General features: G+C 37.5%; 11 protein-coding genes, 4 tRNA genes and 1 pseudogene. 13 read left to right on the top strand and 3 right to left on the bottom strand.

The features are described from left to right. Positions 1 to 3: 3 nt before the first annotated feature. The 3 genes and pseudogenes from gatB (at position 4) to B5E95_RS04685 (ending at position 3,137) form a co-directional block, all read left to right on the top strand. The gene (gatB, locus tag B5E95_RS04695; protein ID WP_087235690.1) at positions 4 to 1,434 is read left to right on the top strand and encodes an Asp-tRNA(Asn)/Glu-tRNA(Gln) amidotransferase subunit GatB; all 1,431 of its coding nucleotides are present in this window, start codon (positions 4 to 6) and stop codon (positions 1,432 to 1,434) included. A 25-nt stretch (positions 1,435 to 1,459) separates the two neighbouring features. Next, the gene (locus B5E95_RS04690) at positions 1,460 to 2,380 is read left to right on the top strand and encodes a diacylglycerol kinase family lipid kinase (protein WP_056945564.1); all 921 of its coding nucleotides are present in this window, start codon (positions 1,460 to 1,462) and stop codon (positions 2,378 to 2,380) included. A gap of 65 nt (positions 2,381 to 2,445) precedes the next feature. Beyond that, positions 2,446 to 3,137: pseudogene (locus tag B5E95_RS04685) on the top strand (TMEM175 family protein). 40 nt (positions 3,138 to 3,177) lie between these two features. On the opposite strand, the gene B5E95_RS04680 reads toward B5E95_RS04685, so the two are convergent. Continuing rightward, positions 3,178 to 3,882 carry a Bax inhibitor-1/YccA family protein gene (locus tag B5E95_RS04680; RefSeq protein WP_025005413.1) on the bottom strand — a complete coding sequence of 235 codons (705 nt, stop codon included), beginning with the start codon at positions 3,880 to 3,882 and terminating at the stop codon, positions 3,178 to 3,180. A gap of 182 nt (positions 3,883 to 4,064) precedes the next feature. Here B5E95_RS04680 and B5E95_RS04675 point away from each other — a divergent pair, with 182 nt between their 5' ends. Next, entirely contained in the window at positions 4,065 to 4,406 is a 342-nt protein-coding gene (locus B5E95_RS04675; RefSeq protein WP_087175894.1) for a hypothetical protein, read from the top strand. A gap of 35 nt (positions 4,407 to 4,441) precedes the next feature. Here B5E95_RS04675 and nhaC read toward each other — a convergent pair whose 3' ends face one another. Beyond that, positions 4,442 to 5,818, bottom strand: coding sequence for a Na+/H+ antiporter NhaC (nhaC, locus tag B5E95_RS04670; RefSeq protein WP_056945565.1), 1,377 nt, complete (start codon positions 5,816 to 5,818; stop codon positions 4,442 to 4,444). 367 nt (positions 5,819 to 6,185) lie between these two features. On the opposite strand from nhaC, the gene rlmD reads away from it, so the two are divergent. The 7 genes from rlmD to B5E95_RS04635 all read left to right on the top strand — a co-directional run bounded on the left by rlmD (position 6,186) and on the right by B5E95_RS04635 (position 10,002). Next, positions 6,186 to 7,532, top strand: coding sequence for a 23S rRNA (uracil(1939)-C(5))-methyltransferase RlmD (gene rlmD, locus B5E95_RS04665; protein WP_087235689.1), 1,347 nt, complete (start codon positions 6,186 to 6,188; stop codon positions 7,530 to 7,532). Between the two features lie 3 nt (positions 7,533 to 7,535). Beyond that, a complete protein-coding gene (locus B5E95_RS04660) occupies positions 7,536 to 8,036 on the top strand; it encodes a GNAT family N-acetyltransferase (RefSeq protein WP_087235688.1) in 501 nt (166 codons plus the stop codon). Positions 8,037 to 8,146: 110 nt separating this feature from the next. Continuing rightward, positions 8,147 to 8,233 (top strand) — tRNA-Ser (locus B5E95_RS04655). 6 nt (positions 8,234 to 8,239) lie between these two features. Next, positions 8,240 to 8,313 (top strand) — tRNA-Asp (locus tag B5E95_RS04650). A gap of 7 nt (positions 8,314 to 8,320) precedes the next feature. Further along, positions 8,321 to 8,396, top strand: a tRNA-His gene (locus B5E95_RS04645). Between the two features lie 4 nt (positions 8,397 to 8,400). Beyond that, positions 8,401 to 8,473, top strand: a tRNA-Val gene (locus tag B5E95_RS04640). 62 nt (positions 8,474 to 8,535) lie between these two features. Then, positions 8,536 to 10,002, top strand: coding sequence for an MFS transporter (locus tag B5E95_RS04635; protein ID WP_087235687.1), 1,467 nt, complete (start codon positions 8,536 to 8,538; stop codon positions 10,000 to 10,002). A 7-nt stretch (positions 10,003 to 10,009) separates the two neighbouring features. On the opposite strand, the gene B5E95_RS04630 is transcribed toward B5E95_RS04635, so the two are convergent. Further along, positions 10,010 to 10,522: a TetR/AcrR family transcriptional regulator gene (locus B5E95_RS04630; protein WP_087235686.1), complete on the bottom strand. Its 513-nt coding sequence runs from the start codon at positions 10,520 to 10,522 to the stop codon at positions 10,010 to 10,012. A 109-nt stretch (positions 10,523 to 10,631) separates the two neighbouring features. Between B5E95_RS04630 and B5E95_RS04625 the strand changes: the two genes are divergently transcribed. Further along, positions 10,632 to 12,404: an oleate hydratase gene (locus tag B5E95_RS04625; protein WP_087235685.1), complete on the top strand. Its 1,773-nt coding sequence runs from the start codon at positions 10,632 to 10,634 to the stop codon at positions 12,402 to 12,404. Positions 12,405 to 12,515: 111 nt separating this feature from the next. Continuing rightward, positions 12,516 to 13,049 carry a GNAT family N-acetyltransferase gene (locus tag B5E95_RS04620; RefSeq protein ID WP_255404982.1) on the top strand — a complete coding sequence of 178 codons (534 nt, stop codon included), beginning with the start codon at positions 12,516 to 12,518 and terminating at the stop codon, positions 13,047 to 13,049. Positions 13,050 to 13,072: the final 23 nt, after the last annotated feature.

Genomic DNA, 13,072 nt, shown 5'->3' with positions numbered 1-13,072 from the left:
TGAATGAATTTTAAATCGACTATCGGACTTGAAGTCCACTTCGAATTAAAGACAAAGAGCAAGATTTTCTCTCCTTCACCAGTAACCTATGGTGCTGAACAAAACACGGAGACTAATGTTATTGACTGGGCTATGCCTGGTACCTTGCCAATGGTTAACAAGAATGTTTACCGTTTAGGTATTATGGTTGCCATTGCAACTCATGCTCACATTTTGCCAACTACTCACTTTGACCGTAAGAACTACTTCTATCCTGATAACCCAAAGGCTTACCAGATTACTCAGTTCTTCCAACCACTTGCTCGTGATGGTTACATCGAAGTTGAAGTTCGCGGTAAGAAGAAGAGAATCGGTATCCACGAAATGCACATCGAAGAAGATGCCGGTAAGAACACTCACGGAACCAACGGTTTCTCATACGTTGACTTGAACCGTCAAGGTGTTCCACTTCTTGAAGTTGTTTCTGAACCTGACATGGAAGACCCAGAAGAAGCTTACGCATACCTTGAAAAATTACGTAAGATTGTTCAATTTACTGGTGCTTCAGACGTTAAGATGGAAGAAGGTTCAATGCGTGTTGATACCAACATTTCCATCCGTCCTGCAGGTCAAAAGGAACTTGGTACTAAGGTTGAAATGAAGAACTTGAACTCATTTGACCACGTACGTCGTTCACTTGCATACGAAGAAAAGCGTCAAGAACAAGTTCTTTTAGCTGGTGGTCACATCCAACTTTCAACTCGTCGTTTCGACGAAGCAACTGGTAAGACTGTTTTGGAACGTGTTAAGGAAGGTGCTTCTGACTACCGTTACTTCCCAGAACCAGATATTGCTCCTGACCATATTAGCCAAGAATGGATCGATCAAATTGCTAAGGAACTTCCAAAAAGCCCATTTGATCGTTACGATGATTATGTAAACAAGTACGGTTTGAAGCCATACGATGCAAATGTTTTGCTTCAAACTAAGGAAAGCTCAGACTTCTTTGACGCAGCAGTCGAAGCTGGTGCCGATCCAACACTTGCTGCTAACTGGATGAACACTCAAGTAAATGGTTACTTGAACGATCACCGTGTAAGTTTGAATGATATTAAGCTTACTCCAGAACACTTAGCAGAAATGATCAAGTTGATCAAAGATGGTACTATTTCATCTAAGATCGCTAAGAAGGTCTTTGCTGAAACTATTGCTAACGGTACTGATCCTAAGAAGTACGTTGAAGACAACGGTATGGTTCAATTGTCGGATACTTCAGTCTTAGCTCCAATGGTTAAGAAGGTTGTTGACGATAACCCACAATCAGTTGAAGACTTTAAGAATGGTAAGGACCGTGCAATCGGCTTCTTAGTTGGTCAAATCATGAAGCAAACTCGTGGTAAGGCTAACCCTAAGATGGTTAACAAGTTGCTTAACCAAGAATTGCAAAGTCGCTAATTTTTAGAACGTTAAGGTAGTAATTATGACTAGTAAAGCAAGATTAATTTATAATCCTGTATCCGGTCACGAGCAGATGCCCAAAAACGTGGCCGATATTTTAGATGTGTTAGAGCAAGCTGGCTATGAAGCTAGTGCGTTTAGAACTACACCTGAACAAAATAGTGCTCGCAATGAAGCTACGCGTGCTGCAAAAGAGGGTTTTGACCTGATCGTTGCAGCCGGTGGTGACGGGACAATCAATGAAGTAGTTAATGGGATTGCCTTTTTAGATCAGAGACCTAAGATGGCAATTATTCCAGCAGGTACAACTAACGATTATGCCCGTGCATTAGCCATTCCACGTGATAATATTCCAGATGCAGCGAAAGTTATTCTGAAAAATAAAACACGGAAAATGGATATCGGTAAAGCAGTTTTTGGCAATCAAACTCAATATTTTGTAAATATTGCTGCCAGCGGTTCTTTAACAGAATTAACGTATGGTGTGCCATCTGAAGTTAAATCAGCTTTAGGGTATGCTGCATACTTAATCAAGGGTGCAGAAATGTTGCCTCGCTTGACAGAGAACGAAATGCGCTTGACTTACGATGATGGCGTATATGAAGGCAAGCTCTCCATGTTCTTACTTGGAATGACCAATTCAATTGGTGGCTTTGAACAAGTTATGCCAGATGCACAACTTAGTGATGGCTTATTCCAGTTAATTGTGGTTAAGCCTTCTGACCCTGTCAGCATGATGAAGCTGATGGCTTTAGCCTTGAATGGTAAGCACGTTGATGATCCTAATATTATTTATACCAAGACGCGTAGCTTAAAGGCCGAGCTGATCGGTAAGAGTGCAGGACAAGATTTGCCAGTTAACCTTGATGGTGAAATTGGTGGTTATTGCCCAGTAGAATTTGATAATTTACAACAACGCATTGAATTTTACGTTGGTAAATAAAAGTTAAAATTATAAAAATAAATGGAGCTTAGCTAATTGCGCTAAGCTCCATTTTTAGGTGAAAAATGTTTAAACTGCATAAAGTGTTCGATAGTCGACATTATCGAAGGCTATCATCAGTTCAGAAGGAAGAATTAAAAGAAGCAAGGGAGAAAGTGCGTCAGGCGCAGCAAAAAGAGCCTGAAAGATTGCGAGAACATGTTGAAACTTTTAATGATGCAGTAATTGCAATCATTATTACGATTATTGTTTTGCAAATACAGCCCGCTTTTAAAACAAGCCAATATTTAGAATTTTTAGGAAATATCGTGATTTTCATTATAGCTTTCTTTATTATTGCGGATTTTTGGTATGATTTGCATTTAGCTTTTTCTTATTTCATCTTTAAACCTGATAAAATTACCGCTATTTGTGATTTTTGTTTGTTGGCTACTTATCACTTTTACCTGTGATGACTAAGTGGATCATGATGCGAGATTCCGCCTTTGCGGTGACAAATTTTGGAATTGTGTATTTCATTGCTCAAATTTTAAAAGTGTTTGTGCAATATTTCGGTGCCAAGCCATTGATGCGAAGCCCGCAGGTAATGAACATTATGATGGTAAAAACTTCGGTACATAGAATTATTCTGGTTCTTGTTTTGACAATATTTTTGATTCTATTATCATTGATTTTACCTAGAGTGGCTATGTTTCTATATATTCTTATTCCGTTTATTTCATTCTTAATGCCCATTAATAGTAGAGGGTTTAGATAAAAAAAGAGATGCAGATTTTCTGCATCTCTTTTTATTGATATTAGTCGCGATCTCCGCCCATGCCAAAAATTTGAAGCAAGAACAAGAAGATGTTCACGAAATCTAAGTAAAGTTGCAATGCACCAAGTACAGCTAAACCATTGGTTGAAACTTGACTGCCATAGTTGTTGTAAATTGCCTTCATCTTTTGTGCATCATAAGCAGTTAACCCAGTGAAGATCACTACACCAATGATTGAAAAGACGAAACTTGCAACGGAATTGCGCAAGAAAATGTTAACGACCATCGCAACTATTAAACCGATTAAGGCAGCTCCTAAGTAAGAACCCATGTTGTTTAAGTTCTTCTTAGTGAATGTACCAAAGATAGCCATTGCACCGAATACAGCTGCAGATGATACAAATGCTGTACCGATTTGAGCTTGGGTGTAGAAGCCAGCTAGAAGTGCAAATTCAAAGCCATAGATTACGGCTAAGATCATTAACATTACAAAGCCAGCAACAGGATTTCTAGTAGCTTTAAAATTGATGCCCAATGATAAACCAATTGGAACAAAAAGAATAATCCACATCATTGCAGGTGGCATTTGCATCACTGCTGATCTAAAGACAGTCATGGTCAAAAATGCGGCAATAGCTGAAACTAAAACAGATAGTCCCATGTAGCCATACATTTTTGAAAGAAAACCGTTAACTTCTGCAACGTCATGAATTTCACGACGTCCAGGATTTGAAAAGTTATCCATATTGTATGTCACTCTTTCTTTTATTTAGTTGTCTTAATATATTTTAACGTATTTAGAAAAAAAGTGTAGTATTGCCGTTTATAGAGTTAGTTTTTAAGGTTTTCTTATGATTGTTATAGCTAGAGCAAATAAGTTTTGTAGTGTGTTCTTTTCCCGTATAGTTAAATTAAGGAAGTGATTTTATGGATAAAAAATATTCAGATAATGAAGTACGCGGTGAACGTAGTAGTCGTCCAGAGCAGGCAGAGAAAAAAGGTTTAGTTTTAAGTTTTACTAAAAATGCGTGGGAGAAATATCAGCAATTAACGGGATCACAAAAAACATTTATTGATCGCGAATTAGATGATTTGAAATTTAAGCGAAATAATCAAAAAAGCAAAATGGTGAACGCCGAGCTAGATCAAGCGCTTGTTTTTGAAAAGAATGGTGCAGAAATTGTGATCACTGATATTGTGTATGAACCATATCGTGAAAGTGAAGAGCATAAGAAAGCCCAAATTAGAATGGAAAATATGAATAACTAAAAAAGAGTGCTCAGGCACTCTTTTAATTTTAAAGTTTATTTTTTGTCTTTAGCCCACTTTAAACCGATACCAGTAAATCCGCTGATGATTGAGAATACCGGTGAAAGTAAACTAAAGAATGCAAATGGTAAGAATTGTAAAACTGGAACGCCCAAGGTAGCGGCAGCAAATGAACCGGCAACGCCCCATGGAATTAAGTAGTTGATAACACTACCACCATCTTCAAGTACACGGCTAAGTGCAAGTGGTGAAAGCTTAATTCTATCAAAAGCAGGTTTAAATGCTCGACCTGGCAAAATTACTGATAAGTATTGTTCACCAACAAACAAGTTAATGCAGATACCTGAAAGAATAGTAACAGTAATTAAACGACCTGGCTTTCTCAAATGCTTAACAAGTGGTTCCATTGCGCTTTGAACTACGCTGAATTTCATTAACATCCCACCTAATGAAAGAGTAGAGATGATTAGGGCAACAGTAGCCATCATGCTAGAAATACCACCACGAGTAAGCAAGGCGTTAACAGAAGCGTCACTAGTTTTGGCAACAAAACCATTCATGATTAAATTATTTAATGATTGCACTGATTCGTGAGGATTTTGGGCAAAAAGCATGATGACAGTTGCTGCAATGTTGATGAAAAGAGTAGGGATAGCTGGAACCTTACGCCAAGCGCAAAGGAGCATCAAAACGATTGGAACGATTGCCCACCAAGAAATAGAGAAGTTAGTTTGTAAAACGTGAGAAGTACGTTCAATCTTAGTTGGATCCATTTGACCGCTGTTACCAAGAATCCAGAACAGAATTAAGGAAACAACAAATGATGGGATAGTTGACCACATCATGTTCTTGATGTGGGCGAATAATTCACTTTCAGCCACTGCAGATGACAAATTAGTTGAATCTGATAATGGAGACATTTTATCGCCAAATACGGCACCTGAGATGATAGCACCGGCAACTAAAGCTGGATTTGCATTCATGCTGGCACCAATACCGAAGAGGGCAATCCCAACTGTAGAGATAGTAGTAAAACCACTACCAATGGCTACCCCAACGATTGCACAGACTACAAAAACAGATGGAACAAAGAAACTACCACTAATTAAATGGAAACCCAATACCATGATGGAAGGGATAATACCCGCTTTAATCCAAAGACCAATTAAGGCACCAATTAAAATAAAAATAAAGATAGGGATGATGGCCACGCCAATACCTTCTTTAATACCATCTTGGACATCTGTCCAGGTAAAGCCGCGAAGTCTTGCCCAGAATGTGAGCAAAAGAACCGTGAATAAAACGGGTACTTCTGGCGATAAACCGAACTTGATTACTGAAATACCTAAAATAGCCAATAAAGCTATGAGGATAATAATTGATTCCGTAAAGGAGACTTTTTGCTTTTTCATTTTTATTCCTCCAAATAAAAAAATCCCGTTGACTAAATAGTCAACGGGACGACGATAGCCGTGGTACCACCCACTCTTTCAAGCATAAGAGCTTGAATCTCTATCAGATGGTAACGGTTCTGAAAAGTTATCCGAACAATATTTAATCACGATGTAATTCGTCTAACTTCGCCTGACTGGTTCGCACTAACCACCAGATCTCTGAACGCTTAACGAAGCAGCTACTTTGTCGTTGATTGTTGGAAAACATGATAGCAAGATTAAAAAAATCTGTCAATACTTTTAGATAAAATAATTTTGTAGTAATTTTAAATCGAGTATTATAATAGAAAAGAATTAAATGGTTTATTAAAAAGGCTGAGTGTTTATGGAAAAGAATCAAGTTATAGATTTAGAAATCACTGATCTTTCATACGAAGCAATGGGTGTTGCTCATTACAATGGAATGACGGTATTCGTAACGAATGCACTTCCAGGAGAAATAGTTAGTGCAAAAATTTTAAAAGTTAAGAAGAATTTTGCTTTTGCAAAAATTGAAAAAATTAAAAAAGAAAGCCCTGATCGAGTAAAAGTTGAATTAAATCGGGGCGTTCAAACTGGTTTAGCTTCACTTGCGCATATTAAATATGATAAGCAGCTTGCTTTTAAGCGTAATCAAGTAGTTAACCTGCTTAAAAAGGCACATTTAGAAAATATTGAAGTTGGGGAAACTTTAGCTAGTCCTGAAGAAGTTGGTTACCGTAATAAGGCGCAAGTTCCTGTGCGTGAAGTAAATGGCAAACTTGAAATTGGCTTCTTTAGACGTCATTCGCATGATTTAGTGCCTTTGACTAATTTCTTTACTACTGATCCCGAAATTGATCGAGTTTTAGTAGCCGTAAGAGATATTTTGCGTAAATATAAAGTGCCCGCTTATGATGAAATTAATAATAAGGGCGAAGTGCGTTACTTAGAAGTTCGTCGTAGCAAATCTACTGGCGAAATGATGGTAATTTTAGTTTGCTTGCACAAAGATTTCATGCAATTACCGAATGTTGCTGCAGAAGTTAGCCAAATTCCAGGCGTTTCTGGTTTGATTTTAAATTATAATCCTAAGAAGACAAACGTGATTTTGGGACAAAAGGATTACTTGGTATTTGGTAATGATCAAATTACTGATCAAATTGGAGATTTGAAGTTTAGAATTTCACCTCAAAGTTTCTTCCAAATTAATTCTTTGCAAACACCTCGTTTGTACAATTTGGCAATCAAACAGGCTGATTTAAAACCAGATGATGTTGTAATTGATGCTTACTCAGGTATTGGAACTATTGGGTTAAGTGTTGCTAAGCATGTTAAAGCAGTTCGAGGCATTGAAGTAGTTCGGGATGCGATTAAAGATGCTAAGGATAATGCTAAGCTTAATGATATTACTAATGCTAAGTATTATTTAGGTAAGGCGGAAGAAATTATGCCACGTTGGGCTAAGAGTGGTCTTAAAACCGATGTAGTATTTGTTGATCCGCCAAGAAAGGGATTAACTCCTGAATTTATTAATGCAACTGTTAAGACAGGACCTAAGAAAGTCGTTTATATTTCATGTAATCCTGCCACCTTGGTACGTGATTTGCAATTGTTCCAAGAAAAGGGTTATGAATTTAAGCGTATTGATCCTGTTGATATGTTCCCACAGACTCCACATGTTGAAGCCGTAACTGTTCTTACAAAGAAGTAAAAAATGATTATTAAACCACTAATTTTTGAAGATGAGGCAAAAGAAACAAGTCAACTTTTTCAAAAGTGTTGGCAAGATACATATAAAAATATATTGCCAGATGTATTCTTAGATAATATTCCTGAAAAAGCTTGGGTTAAACGATTAAATGAGAGTGGTCGTCACAACTTGATTTTTGTTGATGATGATAATCAAATTCGTGCAGCCGTAAGTTATGGTCGTCCTCGTGATACGCGCATGCTCGGATGCGGTGAATTAATGGCTCTTTATGTTGAACCTAATTTTCAAGGATTTAATATTGGGAAAACTCTACTTAATGCTGCCGAAAACGAATTAAAAAAGATGGGGTATGGCAAGATCTATCTATGGTGCATTGATGGAGACGAAAATGCACGACAATTTTTTGAACATTTTGGTTGGATTAATAATGCAACTGAAAAATTTGTAGAAATTGCTGGAAAAGAATATAAGTACTTGCTATATCAAAAGAATTTGCATGATTAAAAGAAGATAGATTAAAAATAGATATTGGTCAATTTGATCAATATCTATTTTTTTGCAAAAAACACTTGCGCTTTTATCTCACTTTAGTATAATAGTATCTGTTCGGCTATGGAGGATTACCCAAGTGGCTTAAGGGGACGGTTTTGAAAACCGTTAGGCGGTTCTGCCGCGCGTGGGTTCAAATCCCACATCCTCCTCTGATTGGTCCATTGGAGCAGTGGTTTATCTCGCCTCCCTGTCACGGAGGAGATCGTGGGTTCAAATCCCACATGGACCGTTTTATGGCGGAATTGGTGAAGGGGTTAACACACTGGTTTGTGGATCCAGCATGCGTGGGTTCGAATCCCACATTCCGCCCCATAATGGAGGATTAGCTCAGCTGGGAGAGCATCTGCCTTACAAGCAGGAGGTCACAGGTTCGAGCCCTGTATCCTCCATATTTTTTTACTCTTATTATCGCTGATAATAGGAGTTTTTGTTTTTTAAAGGGGAAATTTGAATGAATAAAAAACAAATTACGATGGTCACCATTGCCTTGATGTTAGGTAATGTGATGTCAGGACTTGATGGGACGATTATTAATACCGCAATTCCAGCGATTGTTGCAGCTTTGCATGGAATTCAGTTTATGGGATGGATTGTTGCTATTTTCTTATTAGGGATGTCTATTTCAATTCCGATTTGGACTAAGATAGGCGAGAAAATCACTAATAAAAAGGCCTTTGAAATTTCACTGATTTTGTTTGTTTTAGGTTCTGCTTTACAAGGTATGGCACCTAATATCATCTTTTTCTTATGCTCTAGATTCATCATGGGGATCGGTGCTGGTGGTATGGGGTCTCTTCCTTATATCATTGCCGGTTATGTTTTTAAAAATATTAAAACCAGAACTAAGGTATTAGGCTACTTAACAGCAAGCTGGAATGGAGCTGCTATTTTAGGACCATTGGTTGGTGGTTGGTTAATCGATGCCTTTTCATGGCACTGGGTTTTCTATATTAATATTCCAATTGGTTTGATAGCATTAATCATCTGTCTTGTTTACTACAAGCCTGTTACACCAGAAAAAACACCAGTCTTCGATATTCCTGGTGCCGGATTATTAGTTATTGGATTGCTTTTATTCTTAATGGGCGTTCAACTAGTTGGGTTAACAGCTAACTGGATTGTCATTAGCTTGATTATTGTTAGTCTAGTGTTTATTGTTCTCTTCTTTATTCGTGAGAATCATGCGGCTAATCCAATCATTCCGGTATCCTTATTTAAAAATAAAGATTTAGACGGTGATTTTCTTTTATTTGCCTTCACTTGGGGTGCATTTATTGCTGTTAATACTTATATGCCGATGTGGGCTCAAGCATTACTCGGTTTATCTGCACTTTTAGGTGGGATGACTCTGATTCCTAACTCAATCGTAGAAATCATTGCTTCCCAAAGCGTAGCGGCTATTCAAGAACATATGACAACATTTAAATTGGCTTTAATTGGAATTATTGCGATGATGATTTCGTCCGTCGGTTTGTTTTTGGCAGATATTCATACGCCAGTACAGATATTGACGTTTATTGGTGCGTTTTCAGGAATTGGTGTTGGCTTTATCTTCGTTGCTATGCAGTTAAAAGTGCAGCTAGATGCTGGATTAAAGAATATGGCTACAGCTACTTCAACGTCATATTTGATTAGAATTTTGGCACAAACTGTGATGGCAGCTGTGTACGGCGTAATTATGAACTTGAACTTAGCAAGTGGAGTTCATACGCATAAAGGTATTACGATGGCCATGATGAATAAATTGAGTGACGCCAAAAGTGCAAAATTATTGCCGCAGAATTTAGTACCAACTATGAGAACTATTTTCCATGCCGGAATCAAAGAAATTATGTTGGTATCGTTAATTTTGTTAATCATTGCCTTTGTGCTGAATTTCTACTTTAACTTTGGTAAAAAGCGCAAGAAATTGCAATAATAAGACATTAAAGCATAATGTGTTTTTCCGCATAATTAATTAAATCTTCGAGTGGAGTTTGATAATCCTGCTTAACCCACCAAATTAAGAGCATATAAATTCCGCCTGATTGGTAGGCGACTGCATAATCTGGTAAATTTAAGTCTGGGTGGTAGACACCAAGCAGTTTTTTCAAATAGCGAGTTTGAAAGTTTAATAGACTGCCTTCAAAACCAGCGTCTAACAAGATTTTCATGACTTTAGGATTTTCTTTAAAAAATGTCAGATAAACAATTAGCTGTTTGGTCAATGTCTTTAATTTATGTTCATTAATATCAACAATAAATTTTTTATATTGATTAGCTAAAAATAGCGTTAGTACGTCATTTTTTTGACTATAGTTACGATAAAAAGAAGTACGAGAAACATGAGCTTTACGCGTAATTTCTGCAATGGAAATTTCGGTGTAAGGCTTTTTTTGTAATAAAGAAAATAAGGCTTCTTCTATCTGTTGCTGCGTGTGCAGACTTTTCATATTCATAAAAAATCATCCTTTGATTAGTTTTAATTTGACAAATGATATCGCTTACACTATTATTATAGCTGTAAATAGTTACAGGTGTAACGATTATTTGAAAGAAGTGTAAATTATGCATTATAGCAATGGTAATTATGAAGCATTTGTAAAGGCTGAAAAGCCAAAAGACGTTGATCAAAAATCAGCATATATTGTTGGATCAGGATTAGCTGCTCTTGCCAGCGCTGTATTCTTGATTCGTGATGGACAAATGAAGGGCAATAGAATTCACATTTTTGAAGAATTGTCTCTTCCTGGTGGTTCAATGGATGGTATTTACAATAAAGAAAAAGAAAGTTATATCATCCGTGGTGGTCGTGAAATGGAGCCACACTTTGAATGTTTGTGGGACTTATTCAGATCAATTCCTTCAACCGAACATGAAGGCGAATCAATTTTGGATGAATTCTATCGCTTGAATAGAAAAGATCCAAGCTATGCTAAAACCCGTGTCATCATCAATCACGGCGAAGCTTTACCAACTGACGGTCAACTATTGTTAACACCTAAGGCAGTAAAGGAAATCATCGACCTTTGCTTAACACCTGAAAAAGATTTGCAAAATAAGAAGATTAACGAAGTCTTTACCAAAGAATTCTTCCAATCCAACTTCTGGCTTTACTGGTCAACTATGTTTGCCTTTGAACCATGGGCAAGTGCAATGGAAATGCGTCGCTACTTGATGCGTTTCGTTCAACACGTTGCTACATTGAAGAATTTATCATCACTTCGCTTTACTAAGTATAACCAATATGAATCATTAATTCTGCCAATGGTTAAATATTTGAAAGGACATGGCGTTCAATTCCATTACGACACTGTAGTAGATAACATCTTTGTTAACCGTTCAGATGGTAAAAAAGTTGCCAAGCAAATTGTTTTAACTGAAAAAGGTGAGAGAAAGACAATTGATTTAACTGAAAACGATCTTGTCTTTGTCACTAACGGTTCTATCACTGAAAGCACTACTTATGGTGATAACTTCCACCCAGCTCCAGCAGAGCATGAATTAGGTGCTAGCTGGCAATTATGGAAGAACTTGGCTGCTCAAGATGAAGACTTTGGTCATCCAGAGGTCTTCTGCAGGGATATTCCAAAGGCTAACTGGAGAATGTCAGCTACAATTACCTTTAAGAATGATGATATTGTGCCATTTATTGAAGCAGTTAATAAGAAAGATCCACACAGTGGTTCAATTGTTACTAGTGGACCAACTACAATTAAGGATTCTAACTGGTTATTAGGTTACTCAATTAGTCGTCAGCCACACTTTAAGGCACAAAAGCCAAATGAATTGATTGTTTGGCTCTATGGCTTGTTCTCAGACACTAAGGGTAATTATGTTGAAAAGACTATGCCTGACTGTAATGGTATCGAATTGTGTGAAGAATGGCTTTACCACATGGGTGTTCCTGAAGAAAGAATTCCTGAAATGGCTGCAGCTGCAACTACTATTCCAGCACATATGCCATACATTACTTCATACTTTATGCCAAGAGCATTAGGCGATAGACCAAAGGTAGTGCCAGATCATTCAAAGAACTTAGCCTTCATTGGTAACTTTGCGGAAACTCCAAGAGACACTGTCTTTACTACTGAATATTCAGTTAGAACCGCGATGGAAGCTGTCTACACATTGCTTGATATCGACCGTGGCGTACCTGAAGTATTCGCTTCTGCCTTTGATGTCAGAATGTTGATGAATGCGATGTACTACTTGAACGATCAAAAGAAGCTTGAAGACCTTGATTTACCAATGCCTGAGAAGTTGGTAATTAAGGGGATGCTCAAGAAGATTAAGGGCACTTATGTTGAAGAGTTGATGAAGAAGTATAAGTTGATTTAGACAATAAAATATTGTGAAAAACAGAGCAACTGTCGCGTCATGCGGCAGTTTTTCTGTTATTATTATGGTATTGAGTTTTAATAGTGATTTTAATTAGAAAAGAAGGATATTATTTTAGACTCGAAACCCGCCCGATGGGGCACAAAAGCATACCGTGACGCAAAAGATTTATACATGAAGGCCTTTCCTGCATGGGAAAGATTCTCAATGTTTTCTCTTTTAGCGATGTCACTACACCGTAATGTTAAGTTTCACGCAATTTACAATGGAGATCAGTTCTGCGGCATTACTTATTATGCCGAAAACGATAAGACGGTTTATTTGACCTACTTGGCAATCAATGAAGAATTGCGCGGCCAAGGCTATGGTTCCAAGATTTTGACCATGCTTGAAGATCGTTTCCCAGATAAGCAAATTGTGATTGATATTGAGCCAGTAACTTCAAAGGCGAAGAATTATAAACAGCGAGTTAGCCGACTTAAGTTCTATGAGCGGAATGGTTTCCATAGAACGGATCAAAAGTTGAAAGATCCTGATGGAGAATTTGAAGCGCTAACGACAGGGAAGAAGCTGGATAAGGAAAGCTTCATTGATACCTTGCGTCAGATGAGCTTCGGCTTTTATCAGGCAAAAGTTGAAAAATAATGGAGGAGTGAAGCCGTTGTGGT

This window comes from Lactobacillus gallinarum (genome assembly GCF_002160635.1).
GTDB lineage: Bacteria > Bacillota > Bacilli > Lactobacillales > Lactobacillaceae > Lactobacillus > Lactobacillus gallinarum.
This window is presented reverse-complemented; position numbering and strand designations above follow the sequence as displayed.

What these genes read in the sequence shown, in the direction of transcription:
- B5E95_RS04680 (WP_025005413.1), bottom strand. Translation starts at nt 3,882, where the DNA reads ATGGATAACTTTTCAAATCCTGGACGTCGTGAAATTCATGACGTTGCA.
- B5E95_RS04675 (WP_087175894.1), top strand. Translation starts at nt 4,065, where the DNA reads ATGGATAAAAAATATTCAGATAATGAAGTACGCGGTGAACGTAGTAGT.
- B5E95_RS04660 (WP_087235688.1), top strand. Translation starts at nt 7,536, where the DNA reads ATGATTATTAAACCACTAATTTTTGAAGATGAGGCAAAAGAAACAAGT.
- gatB (WP_087235690.1), top strand. Translation starts at nt 4, where the DNA reads ATGAATTTTAAATCGACTATCGGACTTGAAGTCCACTTCGAATTAAAG.
- B5E95_RS04635 (WP_087235687.1), top strand. Translation starts at nt 8,536, where the DNA reads ATGAATAAAAAACAAATTACGATGGTCACCATTGCCTTGATGTTAGGT.
- nhaC (WP_056945565.1), bottom strand. Translation starts at nt 5,818, where the DNA reads ATGAAAAAGCAAAAAGTCTCCTTTACGGAATCAATTATTATCCTCATA.
- B5E95_RS04690 (WP_056945564.1), top strand. Translation starts at nt 1,460, where the DNA reads ATGACTAGTAAAGCAAGATTAATTTATAATCCTGTATCCGGTCACGAG.
- B5E95_RS04625 (WP_087235685.1), top strand. Translation starts at nt 10,632, where the DNA reads ATGCATTATAGCAATGGTAATTATGAAGCATTTGTAAAGGCTGAAAAG.
- rlmD (WP_087235689.1), top strand. Translation starts at nt 6,186, where the DNA reads ATGGAAAAGAATCAAGTTATAGATTTAGAAATCACTGATCTTTCATAC.
- B5E95_RS04630 (WP_087235686.1), bottom strand. Translation starts at nt 10,522, where the DNA reads ATGAATATGAAAAGTCTGCACACGCAGCAACAGATAGAAGAAGCCTTA.